This window comes from Mesorhizobium muleiense, from assembly GCF_900099905.1.
Taxonomy (GTDB): domain Bacteria; phylum Pseudomonadota; class Alphaproteobacteria; order Rhizobiales; family Rhizobiaceae; genus Mesorhizobium; species Mesorhizobium muleiense.
Genome location: NZ_FNEE01000028.1, coordinates 63,043 through 80,612, shown reverse-complemented (window position 1 = coordinate 80,612; position 17,570 = coordinate 63,043). Strand labels below are relative to the sequence as shown.

The window sequence follows — 17,570 nt, the reverse complement described above, 5'->3', positions numbered from 1 at the left end:
CGCAGCATTACCGCCCGTCGTCGCGCGCCATGCCCGCGACACCGCCCGAGCCCGACTATCCGGCCGAGGCGGCAGTGCGCAGCGTGCGCCACAATGGCGAGATCAGGTGGAACGGCGGCTTCGTCTACGTTTCCAAGACGCTGGCCGGCGAAGCGGTCGCCGCCACCGAAACCGAGGAGGATGGCCAATGGGCGCTCAACTTCCATGCCCACCCGCTCGGGATCCTCGACACGAGGCGCATGAAGCTTGTCCGCCGCAGCGCCGCGCCAACCAAACCGCTTGGCGCTGCGGCGGACACGACAGGGGGAAAACTGTAACCCATGTATCCGGTTCAAAGTGTTACCCATCTATCAACTGGACACCGGCAGGCAGGTGAGGGGCGGCGCCGACGCCTGCAAGAAATTCACCCTTTGCCAATCTTTGCCGCCTTGTCCTTGTCGAACCACCACAGCGCCTCGACCGGAAAGCCGAAATCGGGCTTCTGCTCGGGAAAGCCGAACATGTCCCAATAGGCGACTCGGTGATTCGCGAGATAATATGTTGGAATCCAGTCTAGCCGCGCGCGCAAGACCCGATCGAGTGCTTTGAGCGCCGTGATCAGTTCGACCCGGCTCTGCGCCTTGCCGGCTGCCTCGATCAGTGCATCGATGGCCTTGCTTTCCGTCCCGGGATAATTTCGCATCCCCGGCGTTTTCGCCATCCGCGAATCGTAGAGTATCTCCAGGCCGTCGGCAGTCGGCGTCGCCCCGATCGACCAGGCGAGCAGGGTGAAATCGAAATCGAAATTGCTCTGCCGCTGTTCATATTGCGTCGAATCGACCTGCCGGATCGAAGCGTCGATGCCGATCGTTTTCATGTTCTCGGCCCACGGCGACAAAAGCCGAACGATGCCGTCGTCCTCGGCCAGCATTTCCACCCGCAGTGGCTCGCCCTTTTCATTGACAACGAAATTGCCCGCCCGCTTCCAGCCGGCTTCGGCAAGCAGTCTCGAAGCCGCGCGCAGCAGCTTGCGGTCGTGGCCTGAACCGTCGGAGACAGGCTGCATCACCGCTTCGCCGAAAGTTTCCGGCGGCAACTCGGCTCGAAACGGCTCAAGCAGGGCCAATTCCTCGGGCGAGGGCAGGCCCTCGGCCTTGTAATCCGACCGCTCGAAATTCGATTGCGAGCGCTCGTAGGCGCCGTAAAACAGAACCCGCTTGGTCCATTCGAAATCGAAGCAATTGGCGATCGCGCGTCTGACGCGCACATCGCGGAATTGCGCACGACGCTGGTTCAGCGCGACAGCCTGCATGGATGGCGTTTTCTCGCCGGGAAATTCGCGTTTGACGACCCGGCCGTCCTTCAGTGCCGGAAAGTCGTAACCAGTCGCCCATACCCGCGAGGTAAATTCCTCGCGGAAATGCGTGTCCCCCTTCTTCAGGGCTTCAAACGCTGCCTGGCGATTGATGTAAAAATCGATACGGATGCGGTCGAAATTATAGACGCCGCGGTTCACGGCCAGATCCCTGCCCCAATAGTCGGCGACGCGCTCATATTCGACGGTCTGTCCGGCCGCCACGCGCCCTATTTTGTAAGGTCCGGAGCCGAGCGGCGGTGTCATCGTCGAGGCATCGAAATCATTGACCGTATAAAAGGCTTTGGACACGATCGGCATGGCGACGATCGCAAGGATATTCTGCGCCGACTGCTTCCCGTTGAAGGTAAGATTGACGGTAACCGGATCGACGGCGGCCGCGTCCGTCATATGCCGCAACGCCTGGGAAAGGTTCGGATGCCCCTTGGCCTTGTACAGCTTCAATGCGAAGGCGACGTCCTCCGCAGTCATTGGCGAGCCGTCGTGGAAGCGTGCTTGCGGTCGCACGCTGAAGCGGAAGCTATTGCGGTCAGGCGACAAGGTAACCGACTCGGCAAGCCGGCCATAGACCGCATCCGGCTCGTCGAGTGCGCTAGCCATCAGCGAATCGAAACAGAGTTCGGTGCGCGGCGGCGATTCCCCTCTCAACACCAGCGAATTCAGCGTGTTGAACGTCAGGAAGCTCTGATTGAAGGTGGAGTTCGGCGGCGCGAAATTCATCTGGCCGCCCTTGGGCGCGTCCGGATTGACATAGTCGAAATGCGTGAAATGCGGGGGATATTTGAGGTCGCCGAACGCCGACAGGCCGTGCAGCTTGACGCCTGTCGGGATGGCGGCAAAGGCGCGGCCGGGCAGCAGCGCTGCCGCCGTGGCCGCGGCGCCGAGAGCCAGAAAGTCGCGGCGGGCCAGCGAGACGCGGCGAGGCAGCGCCGCCATCAATTGCCACTCTTGTATTTTGCCGCCAGCGCCTTTTCCTTGTCCGGGTCGATCCACCAGGAATTCTGGTCGACGCCGCTATAGGTCGGTTGCTTCTCGGGGATGCCGAACTTGTTCCAGTAGGCTATCCAGACCACCGACCGATGGTGTTGCGGCACGACATAGTAATTCCACAGCAGCACCCGGTCGAGCGCATGGGTGGCAGCAACCAGATCGTCGCGGTCGGTTGCAAAGATGACGCGGTCGACCAGCGCATCGACGACCGGATTTTTGATGCCGGCGTAGTTGCGGGATCCAGGCGTGTCGGCGGCCTTGGAGCTCCAGAAATCACGCTGCTCGTTGCCAGGCGAATCCGACTGCCCCAACTGCGATATGGTGACATCGAAATCGAAATTGTTGATGCGGTTGATGTATTGGGTCTGGTCGATCAGCCGCAGCGTGGCGTCGACGCCGATCTTGCGCAGATTGGCGATATAGGGACTGGAAAGGACCTGGTCGGTATCGTTCCAGCCGAGGATTTCGAACTTGAAAGGCTCGCCCGTCTTGGCGTTGACCATCTTGCCGCCCTTGATCACCCAGCCCGCCTTGGCGAAGAGATCGACCGCAGTCTTGAGATACTTGCGCTCCGCCTGTGGCGAATCGTAGACCGGCAGCTTGAATTCCTGGGTGAAGACTTCGGGCGGCAGCTTGTCGCGATATCGCTCGAGGATTTCCAGCTCCTTGCCTTGCGGCAGGCCGCTCGATGCGAGCTCGGTGCCTTGGAAGTAACTGCTGGTACGGGTGTTGGAACCGAAGAACAAGGTACGATTCATGGTCTCGAAGTCGAGCGGGTAAGTCAGCGCGGCGCGCACCAGACGATCGCCAAACAGCGGACGCCTTGTGTTGAGCATGAAGGCCTGCATCGGCTCGGGTGAGGCAGTCTTGAATTCCTGCTTGATGACGTCGCCGGCCTGGACTGCCGGGAAATTATAGGCGGTGTTCCAGCGCCTCGAACTGTTTTCCGGCCTGATGTCATGCAGCCCGCCCTTGGTGAAGGCTTGCCAGGCCGCATTGTCGTCGAGAAAGTAGCTGAAACGCTGCCTGTCGAAATTCTCTCGCCCGATCTTCACCGGCAGCTTGGCCGCCCAGTAGTCGGGCACGCGCTGCCAGACGATTTCGGAGCCCGGCTTGAAGCTGGCGATCTTGTAGGCGGCGGACCCCAGCGGCGGCTCCTGTGTCGGTCTGGTGATGTCGCGCTTCTTGCCGTTGGCGTCGGTGCCTTCCCACCAATGCTTCGGCAGCACGACGAGATCGCCGAGGATTTTCGGCAACTCCCGGTTGCCTTTCTGGTTGAAATGGAACTCGACCTCACGGTCAGACACCGCAATCGCCTCGGTGACATTCTCGAAATAGCGGCTGTACATCGGGCTGTTGGCCTTCAGCACCTGAAACGACCAGATTACATCGTCGGTGGTGATCGGCTTGCCGTCATGCCACTTGGCCCGCGGATCAAGACGGTAGGTCGCCGACGAATAGTCGTCCGGATGTTTGTAGGCGTCGGCGATCAGCGGATGGCTGACGCTGCCTTCGTCGGTCGCCTGCTCCATCAGCGTGTCGTAGAGCAAGCCGCCGCCGAATTGTGCAAAACCGGCTGCCGGCGAACCCTGGACGATATAGGGATTGAAGCTGTCGAACGTGCCGAGCACCGCCGAATTCAGCGTGCCGCCCTTCGGCGCGTCCGGATTGACGTAATCATAGTGCTGAAAGTTGTCGCCATATTTGGATTCGCCGATCAGCGACGAGGTGGTGCGCCATTCGTCCGCGAAGGCTGCCTGCAGGCCGCCGGCAAAAGCCGCCACAACCAGCATCGATCTGAGAAACGTTCGGCCAACCGTCATGCCTTCTCCTCTGTGCGATAGCTGTCAGCGGACAATCTAGATCATTTGACGCTCATGAAAACCGCGACAGGCCGGCTTTGTCGCCGCACATGCGCTTTTCCAATTTAAAAAGCCGGGCTGAACCCGACGAAAGTATGTCCGGCGGTATCCGTTGCTATCCGCCGTTTAAACCCGTTATCTGTTGTTAAGTGCTTCAATTAATTAAGCAAATCGCGTTGGCGGCTCTTCCTTCCCAACTCATGTTCACACTATATTGCTCGCTGTCAGACGGTAACAGCCGATCGAAAACGGTGCGCGATGTCGAAGCCGAAGTCCGTGCCTTTGAGGACGCCAAGCTGGCAGGTCAAGCGCCCGAGCGACACGCGGTGGTACCCTCTCTCGCGTCTCAAGGGGTAGCCGGCCTTACAAACGCTCCTTCGCAACTTCTCCCCAGCCCCTGCCTGCCTAGGACGCGCGCGGGGGCTTTTCCGCACCCGAAGGGCTGGGCGCGACCTCGCGCACGCCTACGGGGCCGGAAAACGGGAAGGGCGGTCCTTGCGAACCGCCCCGCCGTTAGAAGTATGTCACCATGAAGGTGACGACTGCGAGGAAGAAACGGGCATTGACCCGAATTCTGAACCCCTTCCCATAGAGGACGACGATGTCCAAGGATGGCTCCATATGAGAGCCGGGCGCGCACCAGCAGTTAAACTGGGCGCAGATCGATCTGCGATGAAAATTCCTTCGCCCGCGTTTGACGGCGGGGAGTGGTTGCGGACCACTCAGCCGAACGACGTTTAACGGGGTCGAGCCGAATTGCTCTTCAGACTTGTCTGACTGAGGTTGGCCCTCGCGATTGTCCGTTGAAGGGTTCGCTCTGGCTCCGTTCAGGTGTCTTCCGAGTTCGAGAATCAACATACATCATTACACAGAAGAACAAAACCGGAATATTAGAAGGTGTATAGATCGGTCCCTAACCGGTAGACCTAGGATGACCTCGAAATCTATGGCCCAAAGAAATCAACGCCTTAGCGCGTTTTCGGAGCCGATCGACCATGAAAAAAGCCGGGCTGAACCCGGCTTTTTCAGGGTATGCTTCGATTACAATTGCGTTATTGCGCGGGAGCTGGTGCCGGAGCGGCGGGGGCTGGCGCAGCGGGGGCCGGAGCAGCAGGGGCTGCCGGTGCTTCGCCCTCTGCCGGCTTGGCCGGCGCCGCGCCTTCGGCGGGCGCGGCTGCATTCTCGGCCGAAGCGCCGGGTGTCGGCAGCGGCTTCGGACTGTCCGACAGCGTGCGCAGATAGGCGATGACGTTGGCGCGGTCCTCGTCTTTCGGCAGGCCGGCGAAGCCCATCGCCGTGCCCTTCACCAGCTTCTTCGGCGAAAGCAGAAAGTTATTGAGGTGGTCGTACGTCCATTTTTCCGCGCCGCCCTTGGAAAACTCTTTCATGCCGGCCGAATAGGCGAAGCCCGCATGCTCGGCGATGGGACGGTCGACGATATCCCAGAGATCAGGGCCGACCTTGTTCGGTCCGCCTTTTTCGCCGGTGTGGCAGGCCTGGCACTTCTTGAACACGGACGCACCCGCCTCGACATTGGCGTTGGCCAGGAGGTCGGCGATCGGCTTGGCTTCGGCGGGGGCTGCCGGGCCGCCCTCGGCAGGCTCCTCGGTCGCCTCGATGGCGTAGCCGGGTTTTTCCGGTGCTGGGGAGGCGAACAGCGCGTCGGATATGATGCCGACCGAGAAGACGACGAACACAGTTCCGAGCAGGCCGCCGATCAGCTTGTTGATTTCGAAAGAGTCCATACGCCCCAGGCTCCCTTTTCCGGCGGACCGATCCGTCCACTCCGTCCGTCGGTAATCGTGAACCACCCCGCGAGGCGGTCAAATCGGGCGGAAACTAGGTCTTTTGCTCTGGCGTTGCAACACCTATAAGGGCGCTTCCAGTGAGACCTTTTGCCACTTTTCCCTTCCTCTTTTTCGGATGCTTCATCACCCGATGTCCACGCTCATCCTCATCCCGGCCCGCATGGCCTCGACCCGCCTGCCGGGCAAGCCGCTGGCCGACATCGCCGGCGTTCCGATGATCGTCCATGTCGCCCGCCGCGCCGCCGAGGCCGGGCTCGGCCGGGTGGTGGTCGCCACCGATACCCAGAGCGTGGCGGAGGCGGTGCGCACGCACGGTTTCGAGGCGGTGATGACGCGCGTCGGCCACGAATCGGGCTCCGACCGCATCTTCGAAGCGCTGGCCACGCTGGATCCCGGGCGCAAGGTCGAAACCATCGTCAATGTGCAGGGCGACCTGCCGACCATCGATCCCGACATCATCAAGGCCGCGCTGAGGCCTTTCGAGGATGCGACGGTCGACATCGCCACGCTTGGCATCGAGATCGTCCGCGACGAGGAGAAGACCAATCCGAATGTCGTCAAGATCGTCGGCTCGCCGCAGTCGGAGACACGGCTGCGGGCGCTCTATTTCACCCGCGCCACCGCACCCTGGGGCGATGGGCCGCTCTATCATCATATCGGCCTCTATGCCTATCGCCGCTCAGCGCTCGAGCGCTTTGTCGCGCTGCAACCGTCGCCGCTGGAACGGCGCGAGAAGCTCGAGCAGTTGCGGGCGCTCGAGGCCGGCATGCGCATCGATGCCGAGATCGTAAAGTCGGCGCCGTTCGGCGTCGACACGCCGGACGATCTCGAACGCGCCAGAACCGTCCTTTCAACCTGAGACATTTGGACACCTGAGACATTTGGCATGCCTGAAAAAACCAACAGAATAGCCTTCCAGGGCGAGCCGGGCGCCAATTCCGACACCGCCTGCCGCAACATGTTCCCTGATATGGAGCCGTTGCCGTGTCCGACCTTCGAGGATGCTTTCAACGCGGTCGAGACCGGCAAAGCCGACCTCGCCATGATCCCGATCGAGAACACGATTGCCGGGCGCGTCGCCGACATCCATCATCTCCTGCCGGAATCGAAACTGCACATCGTCGGCGAATATTTCCTGCCGATCCATTTCCAGCTGATGGTTCTGCCGGGCGTCAGGCGCGACCAGATCAAGACCGTGCACAGCCACATCCATGCGCTCGGCCAGTGCCGCAAATATATCCGCAAGAACGGCTGGAAGCCGGTGGTCGCCGGCGACACGGCGGGCGCCGCCAAGCTGGTCGCAGAGCTGAAGGACCGCACCATGGCGGCGCTGGCGCCGGCTCTGGCCTCGACGCTCTATGGGCTCGACATCATCGAGCAGAATGTCGAGGACACCGACAGCAACGTCACCCGCTTCGTCGTGCTGACCAGGAACAGGCAGTGGGCCGAACGTCCCTCGGCCGATGCCAGGATGATGACGACGTTCATCTTCCGCGTCCGCAACGTGCCGGCCGCGCTCTACAAGGCGATGGGCGGCTTTGCCACCAACGGCATCAACATGACCAAGCTGGAGAGCTACCAGCTCGGCGCATTCACCGCGACCCTGTTCTACGCCGATATCGAGGGCCATCCCGACGATCCGCTGGTAAAACTGGCGCTCGACGAGCTTGCCTTCTTCTCGCGCGAAATGCGGATTCTGGGCGTCTACCCGGCCAGCCAGTCGCGTGAGCAGTGGAAGGTGGCGGACTAGCTCAGCACCTTGCCAGGTGACGAGCATCGGGCGACATTGCTGCGATGTGGCTTCTGAAACTGACGCTCGCGGTCGCTGGATTGTATGCGGTGATTGTTGCGGTCGTGTATGTGCTCCAGTCCTGGCTGATCTTTCCGGCCGGCCTTGCGGCTTTCGGACCCGATCTGCCGGCTGGGGCACGCCATGTCGAACTGGCGACTGAGGATGGCGAGCGCGTCGTTCTGGTCCGCCTGCCGGCAAGGCAGGCGCCGGCCGAGCCACGCCCCCTGCTGCTGGGGTTCGCCGGCAATGCCTGGAACGCCGACGCACTTGCCTTCATGCTGCACCAGCTATTTCCCGACCATGAGGTCGCTGCGCTGCACTACCGTGGCTATGCGCCGAGCAGCGGCAGCCCATCGGCCGCCGCCCTGCTCGAGGACGCCCGACGCGCCCATGACCAGCTGGCCAGCGATGCCAAAGCAGGCATCCTCGCCATCGGCCTTAGCATCGGCGCTGCGGTTGCGGCCGATCTGGCGACGTCCCGGCCGTTGCGCGGCATCGTCATGGTGACCCCCTTCGATTCGCTGAGAGAACTCGCCGCTCACCACTATCCCTGGCTGCCGGTGCGCCTCTTGCTGCGGCACCGCATGGAGGCAGCGGCATCTCTGCGCGACCTCGATGTGCCCACGGCCGTCATCACCGCCGAGAACGACACCATCGTACCTGCGGCGCGTTCGGCGCCCCTGCGCGAGGCTGCCCGCGACCTGCGCAGCCACATCGCCATAGCGGCTGGCCACAACGACCTCTATGACCATCCCGACTTCGCCGGAGCGCTACGTGCCTCCGTCGCGGCGGTCATGAGCGATTGAAAAACAATTCGCAGATGTCGGAATTCCGGCGCGACATTCGTCCTTTGCTTGCCGCAACCGAAGAAGGGAGACGACGAGATGAAGGCCTGCCCATGACCCCCACCATCACCGCCTTTGAACGGTCGCCCGATCGCGGCAGGGGACTGGCGCGCGACATGCGTGTTCGCTGGGCGCTCGAAGAAGTCGGCCTGCCTTACAAGGTTCGTCTCGTTTCGTTCAAAGCGATGAAGGAACCCGCGCATCTCGCGCTTCATCCTTTCGGGCAGATTCCGACCTTTGAAGAAGGCGATCTCGCGCTGTTCGAGTCGGGGGCGATCGTGTTCCATATCGCCGAGCGCCATGCGGGCCTGCTGCCAGACGAGGCGAATGCCAGGGCGCGCGCAATCTCATGGATGTTTGCCGCGCTAAACACCGTGGAGCCGCCGATCCTTGAACGCCAAACCGCCGTGCTCCTGGAGCGCGACGAAACCTGGCGCGAACAGCGCTTGCCTATGGTCGAAGATCGCATCCGTGACCGGCTGGGCGAGCTTTCCGGTCGTCTTGGCGATGCCGACTGGCTCGATGGCGCGTTCAGCGCCGGGGACCTGATGATGGTGCACGTGCTGCTAAGGTTGAGCGGGTCGGGTATACTGGACGAATATCCGAACCTCTCCGCCTATGTCGCCCGCGGCGAAGCCCGGCCCGCCTACAAGCGTGCTTTCGCCGCTCAACTGGCGGTTTTCACCGGCAAGTCACCAACTTAACTCAGCGGCGCGTAGTCGATCTCCAAAAACGCCGCGACTTCCGGGATCCAGCGGTCGCGGACGAAGGCGACGTGGTCGGGATGGTCGTTGTAGCCGGAATAGGCAGCCTGGTCGGCGAACTCCATCGAGAAGCCGAAGCGATAATCGTTCTTCGGGCTGACCTGCTGCAACTGCTCGAATTTCTCGACGCCCGGTATCGCCGCCAGTATTTTGGCGTCTGCCAGAAATTTTGCCTCCTCGGCCGAGTTCTCCTTGTGCTTCAGCCTGAACACCACTGTATGACGGATCATTTTTGCTTCCCCTGCAGGCTATGCGCTGTCGGCCCAGGCGCGGATGAGGTTGTAGGCGATCGCCCCCTTCGGCGGCGTGACCAGGCCGCCCGGATGCTCGCGGGCCAGCATCGACAGCACCTCGTCGCGAAAGAACCAGCGGCAGTCTTCCAACTCGTTGAGGTCGGCCTGGATGTCGTCGTTGAGCGGCTCGCCGAAGCAGCCGATCATCAGCGAATAGGGAAACGGCCAGGGCTGGCTGGCGTGATAGACGACACGGCCAAGCCGGATACCGGCTTCCTCCAGCGTTTCGCGGCGCACCGCCGCCTCGATCGTCTCGCCAGGTTCGATGAAGCCGGCAAGCGCCGAATACATGCCGGGCGCGAAATGCCGGCCGCGGCCGAGCAGGCATTTTTCACGCGTCGCCGTCAGCATGATCGCCACCGGGTCGGTTCGCGGAAAATGCTCGGTGGCGCAGGCCGGGCAAAGCCGCTTGTAGCCGCCGGCCCGCATCGCGGCTTCAGCGCCGCATTTGCTGCAGAAGCGGTGGCTGGCATGCCAGGCGAGCAGCGCTGCTCCTTGCGCCATCGCGCCGGCCGCCGCCTCGTCGATCAGCCCCTGCATGTAGACCGAGCGATAGTCGATGCCCTTGATGGTATCGGGCAGCTGTTCGGGGTCGATGCCGGCCGGTACGGCGAGCACCGGGCCGCTGTCGGAAAAACCGAGCAGGACGCCACGGTCGAGCGACGCCTCGAGCGGCCGGCTTTCCTCGGCGCCGAACCAGGGGTCGAAGCCGCCACCAATGAGCTTCAGGTAGAGCCGCCCGCCATGCATCAGCAAAAGCCTGGCTGAAGGATCGGCGAGCGCCTTTTCGACGGAATCGTCGGCGCGGTTTTCCGATTGCCGGTCGATCATGTTGCCGGCAAAGCCGACGAACTGGCTCGGCTCGCGCAAGGGCGCGTCAAACAGGCGGAAGCTCATCGAGACTCAACTTCAGGATGGACACGGGACAGGCTTATAGCGCCGCCTTTATCTTCTGCGCAAACCGGCGGAGGTCCGAGCGCTCGTAGGGCTCGCGCATACCGTGCCCCCACACCGGGCCCGGCCAGCCGGGATCGCCTTCCGAGCGCGCGATGACATGGACATGCAACTGGCGGACGATGTTACCAAGTGCGCCGCTGTTTATCTTGGTGCAGCCGGTCACGCTTTTCAGCGCCTGCGCCACCATATTGGTCTCGAAGGTCAGCATCGCCTGGTCGAGCGGCGTCAAATCATGGATTTCCTCCGCGCCCGGCCGCTGCGGCACCAGAAGCAGCCACGGCCAGCGGCGGTCGTTCATCACCCGCAACTCGCACAGGCCGAGCCACATCAACTGCTCGCTGTCGGCCTCCAGACGAGCATCCAGCGTGAATCCGGCCTCGAGGCCCGGCGACATCGGCGTTTCCTTCACTTTTGTAGTATTTTTTTACTCCATGGACGCTAGAGCGGCCGCCGTTAGCCCGCAAGAGGGCGGCAAGCGAATCAAGGCCTATCGTGGCGATGATGGTCCGGCGAAGAACTCAGGGTATGGCCTGCCAAGACTTTGGGCTGGAATGAAGTGACCATCTCGCCCCCTCTGGTCTGCCGGCCATGGCTTTCGCTCATCTGTTCTTGCTTTGTGCCGGCCGCTATGCCAGTAGTTTCAACATGGTGCTTATTCGCGCCAGCGATCCGCCTCCGAGGCGGTTTTTATATTTTCTGGTTTCGCCGCCTGTCACTGCGCACTTGCATTTCATCGCCGGATTGCCGATATGGAAAGCGGGAGGTTGGTGGTGGACGGTCCACTCGCCAACCGGGTCAGGTCCGGAAGGAAGCAGCCCTAACGAGCCCGGAACGGGTCATTGTTCCAGCCTCCCACCTCTTCGCCTTTCTCCCGCGACATTGACGGCGCCAAGCCCTGCGGGCGAAACTATGCGCAGGAATCGGCCGCCTTGAGCCGCGGCCCTTGGAGCTTTACGGGCGAATGAGCGAAGCCGGAAATTCGGGAACGGAAAAAGCCGCCGCCTATCGCGTTCTGGCGCGCAAATACCGTCCTGCCAATTTCTCCGAACTGATCGGCCAGGAGCCGATGGTCCGCACCCTCACCAACGCTTTCGCCACCGGCCGCATCGCCCAGGCCTGGATGCTGACTGGCGTGCGCGGTGTCGGCAAGACGACGACGGCGCGCATACTCGCGCGGGCCCTGAACTACAAAACATCTGATGTCGACCAGCCTTCGGTCGATCTTGCCGTGCCGGGCGAGCATTGCCAGGCGATCATGGAAGGCCGCCATGTCGACGTCATCGAGATGGACGCCGCCTCGCACACCGGCATCGACGACATCAGGGATATCATCGAGCGCGTGCGTTACGCGCCGGTGTCGGGGCGCTACAAGGTCTACATCATCGACGAAGTGCACATGCTCTCGACGCAGGCCTTCAACGGCCTGCTGAAGACGCTGGAAGAGCCGCCGCCGCACGTCAAATTCATCTTCGCCACCACCGAAATCAGAAAAGTTCCGATCACCGTTCTGTCGCGCTGCCAGCGCTTCGATCTCAGGCGTATCGATGCCGGCACGTTGGTCGCGCACCTCTCTTCGATCGCCGGAAAAGAAGGCATCGCGGTCGATGACGACGCGCTGGCGATGATCGCCCGGGCGGCCGAGGGCTCGGCACGCGATTCGCTGTCCATTCTCGACCAGGCGATCGCCCATGGCAGCGGCGCGGTCAGCGCCGAAGCGGTGCGCGCCATGCTCGGGCTGGCCGACCGCGCCCGCATCGTCGACCTGTTCGAACATGTGATGAAGGGCGATGTGGCGGCCGCACTGGCCGAATTCCGCAACCAGTACGACACCGGCGCCGATCCGGCCGCTGTGCTGACCGACCTGGCCGAGTTCAACCATCTCGTCACCCGGCTGCGCTTTGTGCCGACAGCCCTCGATGACGCCTCGCTGTCGGAGGACGAGCGCCGGCGCGGCGCCGATTTCGCCAAGGCGCTGTCGGTCAGGGTGCTGTCGCGGACCTGGCAGATGCTGTTGAAAGGCATTCCCGAGGTGCAGTCCTCCAACCGGCCGGTCAGCGCCGCCGAAATGGTGCTGATCCGGCTGGCGCATGCCGCCGACTTGCCGACACTGGACGAGGCGCTGAAATCGCTGGAGGGCGCAGCGTCGGTGCCGAATGGCGCGCCACGCTCGAATGGTGCACCCGCAACCTCTGCCGCCGCAAATCCCGGCCCGGCAAATCCCGGCCCAGCAAATCCCGGTAATGGCGGCGCCAGCGTGGCGCAGACGCGGATGCCGGCGGCCAATGGCGGCGCCCAGACCATGCGGCTGGTCGAACCCGAGCCGATGCCTGCGCCTTTCGTTCCGGCGCCGGAGCCGGTCGCCGATGCGCCGCCGGTGCCGGTGAAATCGCTGGCCGACATCATCGCCCTTGCCGACGCCCAGCGCGACATCGCCTTCAAGGTGCTGGTCAAGCGCTGCGTGCGCCTGGTGCGCATCGAGCCGGGCCGCATCGACGTCAGCCTGACCGACGACGCGCCGAAGATGCTGCTCAACGATCTGACCGCCAAATTGCGCGCCTGGACCGGACGCAGCTGGCTGGTGTCGCTGTCGAAGGAAGCGGGCGGCCAGACGCTGGCCGAGATGGAATCGACCAAGCGCGAAAACGCCCTCCTTGATGCCAAGAGCGACCCGACCGTCGCCGCCATCCTGGCGCGTTTTCCCGGCGCCAAGATCATCGACGTGCGCATTCCCGACGCACCGGAAGCCGATGCGGTGGAGGCCGAGGTTCCGATCGAGCCGGCCACCGACGAAGACGAAACCTGAGCAACCGAAGGTCAGCGAAGCAAAAAAATGGGAGCCGGTTTTCGGAGACGATCATGCTTAAAAAAAGAAACAAATCAATCGTAGAGGACCACGCGATGAAAGATCTTCTCGGCCTGATGGGCAAGGCGAAAGAAATGCAGGCCAAGTTCCAGGCCATGCAGGACGAGATCGCCACGTTGGAAGCCACCGGACAGGCCGGCGGCGGCCTGGTCAGCGTGACGCTGACCGGCAAATTCGAGATGAAGTCCCTGAAAATCGACCCGTCGCTGTTCAAGGAGGACGAGGTCGAGATTCTGGAGGATCTGCTTCTCGCCGCCCACAATGACGCCAGGGCCAAGGTCGAACAGATGATGCAGGAAAAGACCCAGGCACTGACCGCAGGACTGCCGATTCCGCCGGGAATGAAGCTGCCATTCTAAGAGGCTTGGAAACTCTACTCCGGCGGCCATCTGATGGCGGTTTCTGCGCTTCCGGTGCTCACGGACCAGCGCATGACCCCGGAAACCGATTTCGGTTTCCGGAAAGGATCATGCGCAAATGCAAAGTGTTAGAGCGTCCTTTGCGCGTCCAATTGGACGCGCGGCGCTCTAATGTCCGCTCCGCTCCGGTTCTCGAAATCACCACCATATGACTCGCCGGAGCGACTTTCCAACAGCCTCTAAGCTGTATTGATGGTTGTGCCGATCGAGCGAGCCCGGGGAGCGCAGCGATTCACCACCTGCCGGCCAGCTGTGTCCATTCGGCAACTCTGCTCACTTAATAACGCTTTAGCCATCTTTTTGCCCGAAAGTGTCTCATTCTTGCCGCAACCAGGGGCGGGCTGGCGACAGAATGAGGGGATATCTTTGATCGTGACCCGATGGAAGACGCCGTTGCTGCTCGGCGTCATCGCCTCTCCGCTGTTTTTGGCCGCCTGCAGTCAGACCACGCACGGCCTGTCCGTGGCCAGCCTGACCGATACCGCTAGGTCCCGGCCCTACAATCACACAGCGAAGGACAAGGAGTGCCTCCAGCGCGCGATGTTCTTCGAATCCAACCGGTCGAGCCGCGACGGCATGATTGCCGTCGGCACGGTGGTGATGAACCGGCTGCGCTCCGGCAAGCACGGCAACACCATCTGCCAGGTGGTCGGCGAGCGTGGCCAGTTCGCGCCGGGCGTGATGACACGGCCGATGAATTCGAAGGCGATGCCCGATGTCGAGGAAGCCGCCGAGGCGGTGCTCAAGGGCGAGCGCAAGGCCAAGCTGAAGAACTCGATGTTCTTTCACACCGCCGGCCTGCGTTTCCCCTACAAGAACATGCACTACACCATGGTCGCCGGCGGCAACGCCTTCTACGAAAAGCGCGGCCGCAACTGGAAACCACTGCCGGACGAGCCAACCGTCGCGGTGGCGCAGGCGACGCCGCGGCGGTCGCGCGCCGCACCGGTGACGCTCATGGCCTCTGCTGCGCCGGCCGCCAAGGCGGCGCCCAGCAAGGTGACCTATGTGACGGCGATCGCATCGCAGCCGACAAAGGCTACTTCAGGGAAGGCAACACCGGAGAAGGTGACCTTTGTGGCGATGCAGGAGCCGGACGCCGCCCGTTTCGGCAGCACCGCCGGTGCGCAACCAGTTACGTCATTTTCGGCGGCGCCGGCCGAGCCGACGATGTCGTTTGAATCGACACCCGAGAACACCGATGCCATCGGTGCGATGATCGCCGGCCAGGGCAGGCCGCTGGAAGCCTACTGAGGCGATCGACGGTCGACGTCAGCGCCGCCCCTCATCTGCCTGCCGGCACCTTCTCCCCGGATAGTGACGGGGAGAAGGGATCTGGCCGCAACCTTGGCACCCTTCCTGCAACGCCGGAAATTGGCGAAATCATTTGAGATGGCGTCTTTCTCCCCGTCACTATACGGGGAGAAATGCCCGGCAGGGCAATGAGGGGCAGCGCAAACCTGAGCGATTGTTCGCAGCAGCCGCGCCGCAGGAGAGTTCCAAAACCAATTGAAAAATCCTAAACCGATGCGATGTCGAAGCGAATCGCCGGTCCCGAGATCGAACGCCTGATCCAACTCCTGGCCAAGGTGCCGGGGCTTGGGCCCCGTTCAGCCAGGCGGGCAGCGCTTCACCTCATCAAGAAGAAGGAGCAGTTGCTGTCGCCGCTCGCCGCCGCCATGAGCGAGGCGGTCGACAAGGTGCGCATCTGCTCGACCTGCGGCAATGTCGATACGTCCGACCCCTGCATGATCTGCACCGATCCGCGCCGCGACGCCGGCACGCTCATCGTCGTCGAGGACGTGGCCGACCTGTGGGCGCTGGAGCGGGCGGCCGCCATGAATGTCCGCTATCACGTGCTCGGCGGCTCGCTGTCGCCGCTCGACGGCATCGGCCCCGAGCAGCTCAACATCCGCTCGCTGGTCGACCGCGTCGCCGGCGGCGAGGTCAAGGAGGTGATCCTTGCCGTCAACGCCACCGTCGAGGGCCAGACCACCGCGCATTATCTCACCGATCAATTGTCCGGCTTCGATATCAAGGTGACGCGGCTGGCGCATGGCGTCCCGGTCGGCGGCGAACTCGACTATCTCGACGAAGGCACGCTGGCCGCCGCGCTGCGCTCGCGGACGGCGTTTTGAGGCTGTTGGGGGGAGGTATTCTTGAGATGATTGCGTTCTGTGGCGCCCCCCTCTGTCCTGCCGGACATCTCCCCCACTTGGGGGGAGATTGGCTGTCATCCCGGCTTTCGCAAACCTCCAGCGTTGGAGGAAAAGCGCCGTGGTCAAAGCTGCCAATCTCCCCCCAAGTGGGGGAGATGCCAAGTTTTGGCAAAGAGGGCAGGACAGAGGGGGGCGCCACAGAACGCGGACTTCGCGGACTGGTGATTTTTCTGGTCGCGCTAACCGGACTTTTGATTTCCACTCCCGCCTCCGCCACAAAACTCGACACCCAGTTCCGCGCCTGGCTCAACAACGACCTCTGGCCCGAAGCCAACGCCAACGGCATCTCCAGAAAAACCTTCGACGCCGCCTTCGATGGCATCAAACCGAACCTCAAACTGCCCGACCTGGTGATGCCGGGCAAAAAGGCAACGACGCCGCAAAAGCAGCATCAGGCGGAGTTCGGTTCGCCCGGCGCCTATTTCGCCGAAAAGACGGTTCGCGCCGTGACCGCTGGTGGGCGCACGCGCAAGGCGGCCAATGCCAGGACGGTCGCCGCGATCGAGAAGCGCTACGGCGTGCCGGGCGGGGTGCTGCTGGCGATCTGGGGCCGCGAGAGCGGCTTTGGCGCGGCGAAAATGCCTTACGACGCCTTCGAAGTGCTGGGGACCAAGGCCTTCATGGCGACCAGGAAGGATTTCTTCCGCACCGAGCTTATGGCAGCGCTCGAGATCGTCGAGCGCGGGCTGGCCCCGGTCGGCGCGATGAAATCGTCATGGGCCGGCGCACTCGGCCAGCCGCAGTTCATGCCGAGTTCGTTCCTCAAACATGCCGTCGACTTCGATGGCGACGGTCGGGTCGACATTTGGAACTCGGTGCCGGACACGCTGGCCTCGATCGCCAACTACCTCGTCCATTATGGCTGGGTGAAGGGCCGCGGCTGGGGTTTTGAGGTGACGGTGCCGGAAGCGGTCTCCTGTTCGCTCGAAGGCCCGGACCAGGGCAAAAGGATTTCCCAATGGGCTGATCTGGGCATCAAGCGCATCGCGGCAAGACCGTTCCCGGCGCGCGAATTGAAGGCCGAAGGCTTTCTTCTGATGCCGGCCGGGCGCAGCGGTCCAGCCTTCATCGTCACGCCCAATTTCTACGTGCTGAAGCAATACAACACCAGCGATCTCTACGCCCTGTTCATCGGCCACGGCGCTGACCGCATCGCCAACGGCGACAGCAATTTTTCGGGGCGCTGGGGTGCGGTCGGCGGGCTCCACAGGTCCGACATCGCCACCTTGCAGCGGGCGCTGGAGGCCGAGGGCTACGACGTCGGCAGCGCCGACGGCCTGCCCGGTTTCAAGACGCGCCGGTCGATCGGCAAATGGCAGGCCAGGAACGGTCGCGCCGCCACCTGTTTTCCCGACGCCGACCTGGTCACCGCGTTGAAATAGCTGCGCTCCGGGTTGTTGCTTC

Annotated in this window: 15 protein-coding genes, 1 other RNA gene and 1 pseudogene; 11 read left to right on the top strand and 6 right to left on the bottom strand. The window is 62.7% G+C overall.

The genetic code is table 11. The annotated features are described in order from the left end of the window. Positions 1-317, top strand: a pseudogene (locus BLT09_RS29755) (integrase); the annotation flags it as partial. Between the two features lie 86 nt (positions 318-403). On the opposite strand, the gene BLT09_RS29750 reads toward BLT09_RS29755, so the two are convergent. The 3 genes from BLT09_RS29750 to BLT09_RS29740 all read right to left on the bottom strand — a co-directional run bounded on the left by BLT09_RS29750 (position 404) and on the right by BLT09_RS29740 (position 5,951). Beyond that, positions 404-2,290 (bottom strand): extracellular solute-binding protein, encoded by a 1,887-nt coding sequence (locus tag BLT09_RS29750; protein ID WP_091600046.1) that lies wholly within the window; start codon positions 2,288-2,290, stop codon positions 404-406. Further along, complete coding sequence (locus tag BLT09_RS29745) at positions 2,290-4,167, bottom strand: extracellular solute-binding protein (protein ID WP_091600044.1); 1,878 nt, start codon at positions 4,165-4,167, stop codon at positions 2,290-2,292. The genes BLT09_RS29750 and BLT09_RS29745 overlap by 1 nt, the downstream gene beginning before the upstream one ends. A gap of 1,091 nt (positions 4,168-5,258) precedes the next feature. After that, positions 5,259-5,951 (bottom strand): c-type cytochrome, encoded by a 693-nt coding sequence (locus BLT09_RS29740; RefSeq protein WP_091600042.1) that lies wholly within the window; start codon positions 5,949-5,951, stop codon positions 5,259-5,261. Between the two features lie 193 nt (positions 5,952-6,144). Here BLT09_RS29740 and BLT09_RS29735 point away from each other — a divergent pair, with 193 nt between their 5' ends. The 4 genes from BLT09_RS29735 to BLT09_RS29720 all read left to right on the top strand — a co-directional run bounded on the left by BLT09_RS29735 (position 6,145) and on the right by BLT09_RS29720 (position 9,355). Continuing rightward, positions 6,145-6,873, top strand: coding sequence for a 3-deoxy-manno-octulosonate cytidylyltransferase (locus BLT09_RS29735; RefSeq protein ID WP_091600040.1), 729 nt, complete (start codon positions 6,145-6,147; stop codon positions 6,871-6,873). A 27-nt stretch (positions 6,874-6,900) separates the two neighbouring features. Beyond that, entirely contained in the window at positions 6,901-7,764 is an 864-nt protein-coding gene (locus BLT09_RS29730; RefSeq protein ID WP_023802077.1) for a prephenate dehydratase, read from the top strand. A 44-nt stretch (positions 7,765-7,808) separates the two neighbouring features. After that, positions 7,809-8,612, top strand: a complete 804-nt coding sequence (locus BLT09_RS29725; RefSeq protein WP_091600038.1) for an alpha/beta hydrolase — start codon at positions 7,809-7,811, stop codon at positions 8,610-8,612. A 92-nt stretch (positions 8,613-8,704) separates the two neighbouring features. Then, positions 8,705-9,355, top strand: coding sequence for a glutathione S-transferase family protein (locus BLT09_RS29720; RefSeq protein WP_091600060.1), 651 nt, complete (start codon positions 8,705-8,707; stop codon positions 9,353-9,355). On the opposite strand, the gene BLT09_RS29715 is transcribed toward BLT09_RS29720, so the two are convergent. Genes BLT09_RS29715 through BLT09_RS29705 form a run of 3 tightly spaced genes read right to left on the bottom strand, consistent with a single transcriptional unit; the run spans position 9,352 to position 11,059 of the window. Further along, positions 9,352-9,645: a Dabb family protein gene (locus BLT09_RS29715; RefSeq protein WP_091600036.1), complete on the bottom strand. Its 294-nt coding sequence runs from the start codon at positions 9,643-9,645 to the stop codon at positions 9,352-9,354. The two genes, BLT09_RS29720 and BLT09_RS29715, sit on opposite strands and share 4 nt — an antisense overlap. A gap of 18 nt (positions 9,646-9,663) precedes the next feature. Then, on the bottom strand, positions 9,664-10,605 hold the full coding sequence (nudC, locus tag BLT09_RS29710; protein WP_091600034.1) for an NAD(+) diphosphatase: 942 nt from the start codon (positions 10,603-10,605) through the stop codon (positions 9,664-9,666). A gap of 34 nt (positions 10,606-10,639) precedes the next feature. Next, entirely contained in the window at positions 10,640-11,059 is a 420-nt protein-coding gene (locus BLT09_RS29705; protein ID WP_023802081.1) for an HIT domain-containing protein, read from the bottom strand. 365 nt (positions 11,060-11,424) lie between these two features. Between BLT09_RS29705 and ffs the strand changes: the two genes are divergently transcribed. The 6 genes from ffs to BLT09_RS29670 all read left to right on the top strand — a co-directional run bounded on the left by ffs (position 11,425) and on the right by BLT09_RS29670 (position 17,548). Next, positions 11,425-11,521: signal recognition particle sRNA small type (ffs, locus tag BLT09_RS29700), an RNA gene on the top strand. A gap of 105 nt (positions 11,522-11,626) precedes the next feature. Then, positions 11,627-13,468 (top strand): DNA polymerase III subunit gamma/tau, encoded by a 1,842-nt coding sequence (locus BLT09_RS29695; RefSeq protein ID WP_091600032.1) that lies wholly within the window; start codon positions 11,627-11,629, stop codon positions 13,466-13,468. A gap of 95 nt (positions 13,469-13,563) precedes the next feature. Next, positions 13,564-13,887, top strand: coding sequence for a YbaB/EbfC family nucleoid-associated protein (locus tag BLT09_RS29690; RefSeq protein WP_023802083.1), 324 nt, complete (start codon positions 13,564-13,566; stop codon positions 13,885-13,887). A gap of 426 nt (positions 13,888-14,313) precedes the next feature. Then, complete coding sequence (locus BLT09_RS29685) at positions 14,314-15,201, top strand: cell wall hydrolase (RefSeq protein ID WP_091600030.1); 888 nt, start codon at positions 14,314-14,316, stop codon at positions 15,199-15,201. 278 nt (positions 15,202-15,479) lie between these two features. After that, positions 15,480-16,085 (top strand): recombination mediator RecR, encoded by a 606-nt coding sequence (gene recR, locus BLT09_RS29675; RefSeq protein ID WP_023802085.1) that lies wholly within the window; start codon positions 15,480-15,482, stop codon positions 16,083-16,085. A 176-nt stretch (positions 16,086-16,261) separates the two neighbouring features. Next, positions 16,262-17,548 carry a lytic murein transglycosylase gene (locus tag BLT09_RS29670; RefSeq protein WP_091600028.1) on the top strand — a complete coding sequence of 429 codons (1,287 nt, stop codon included), beginning with the start codon at positions 16,262-16,264 and terminating at the stop codon, positions 17,546-17,548. Positions 17,549-17,570 lie beyond the last annotated feature (22 nt).

What these genes read in the sequence shown, in the direction of transcription:
- BLT09_RS29750 (WP_091600046.1), bottom strand. Translation starts at nt 2,290, where the DNA reads ATGGCGGCGCTGCCTCGCCGCGTCTCGCTGGCCCGCCGCGACTTTCTG.
- BLT09_RS29745 (WP_091600044.1), bottom strand. Translation starts at nt 4,167, where the DNA reads ATGACGGTTGGCCGAACGTTTCTCAGATCGATGCTGGTTGTGGCGGCT.
- BLT09_RS29740 (WP_091600042.1), bottom strand. Translation starts at nt 5,951, where the DNA reads ATGGACTCTTTCGAAATCAACAAGCTGATCGGCGGCCTGCTCGGAACT.
- BLT09_RS29735 (WP_091600040.1), top strand. Translation starts at nt 6,145, where the DNA reads ATGTCCACGCTCATCCTCATCCCGGCCCGCATGGCCTCGACCCGCCTG.
- BLT09_RS29730 (WP_023802077.1), top strand. Translation starts at nt 6,901, where the DNA reads ATGCCTGAAAAAACCAACAGAATAGCCTTCCAGGGCGAGCCGGGCGCC.
- BLT09_RS29725 (WP_091600038.1), top strand. Translation starts at nt 7,809, where the DNA reads ATGTGGCTTCTGAAACTGACGCTCGCGGTCGCTGGATTGTATGCGGTG.
- BLT09_RS29720 (WP_091600060.1), top strand. Translation starts at nt 8,705, where the DNA reads ATGACCCCCACCATCACCGCCTTTGAACGGTCGCCCGATCGCGGCAGG.
- BLT09_RS29715 (WP_091600036.1), bottom strand. Translation starts at nt 9,645, where the DNA reads ATGATCCGTCATACAGTGGTGTTCAGGCTGAAGCACAAGGAGAACTCG.
- nudC (WP_091600034.1), bottom strand. Translation starts at nt 10,605, where the DNA reads ATGAGCTTCCGCCTGTTTGACGCGCCCTTGCGCGAGCCGAGCCAGTTC.
- BLT09_RS29705 (WP_023802081.1), bottom strand. Translation starts at nt 11,059, where the DNA reads ATGTCGCCGGGCCTCGAGGCCGGATTCACGCTGGATGCTCGTCTGGAG.
- BLT09_RS29695 (WP_091600032.1), top strand. Translation starts at nt 11,627, where the DNA reads ATGAGCGAAGCCGGAAATTCGGGAACGGAAAAAGCCGCCGCCTATCGC.
- BLT09_RS29690 (WP_023802083.1), top strand. Translation starts at nt 13,564, where the DNA reads ATGAAAGATCTTCTCGGCCTGATGGGCAAGGCGAAAGAAATGCAGGCC.
- recR (WP_023802085.1), top strand. Translation starts at nt 15,480, where the DNA reads ATGTCGAAGCGAATCGCCGGTCCCGAGATCGAACGCCTGATCCAACTC.
- BLT09_RS29670 (WP_091600028.1), top strand. Translation starts at nt 16,262, where the DNA reads ATGCCAAGTTTTGGCAAAGAGGGCAGGACAGAGGGGGGCGCCACAGAA.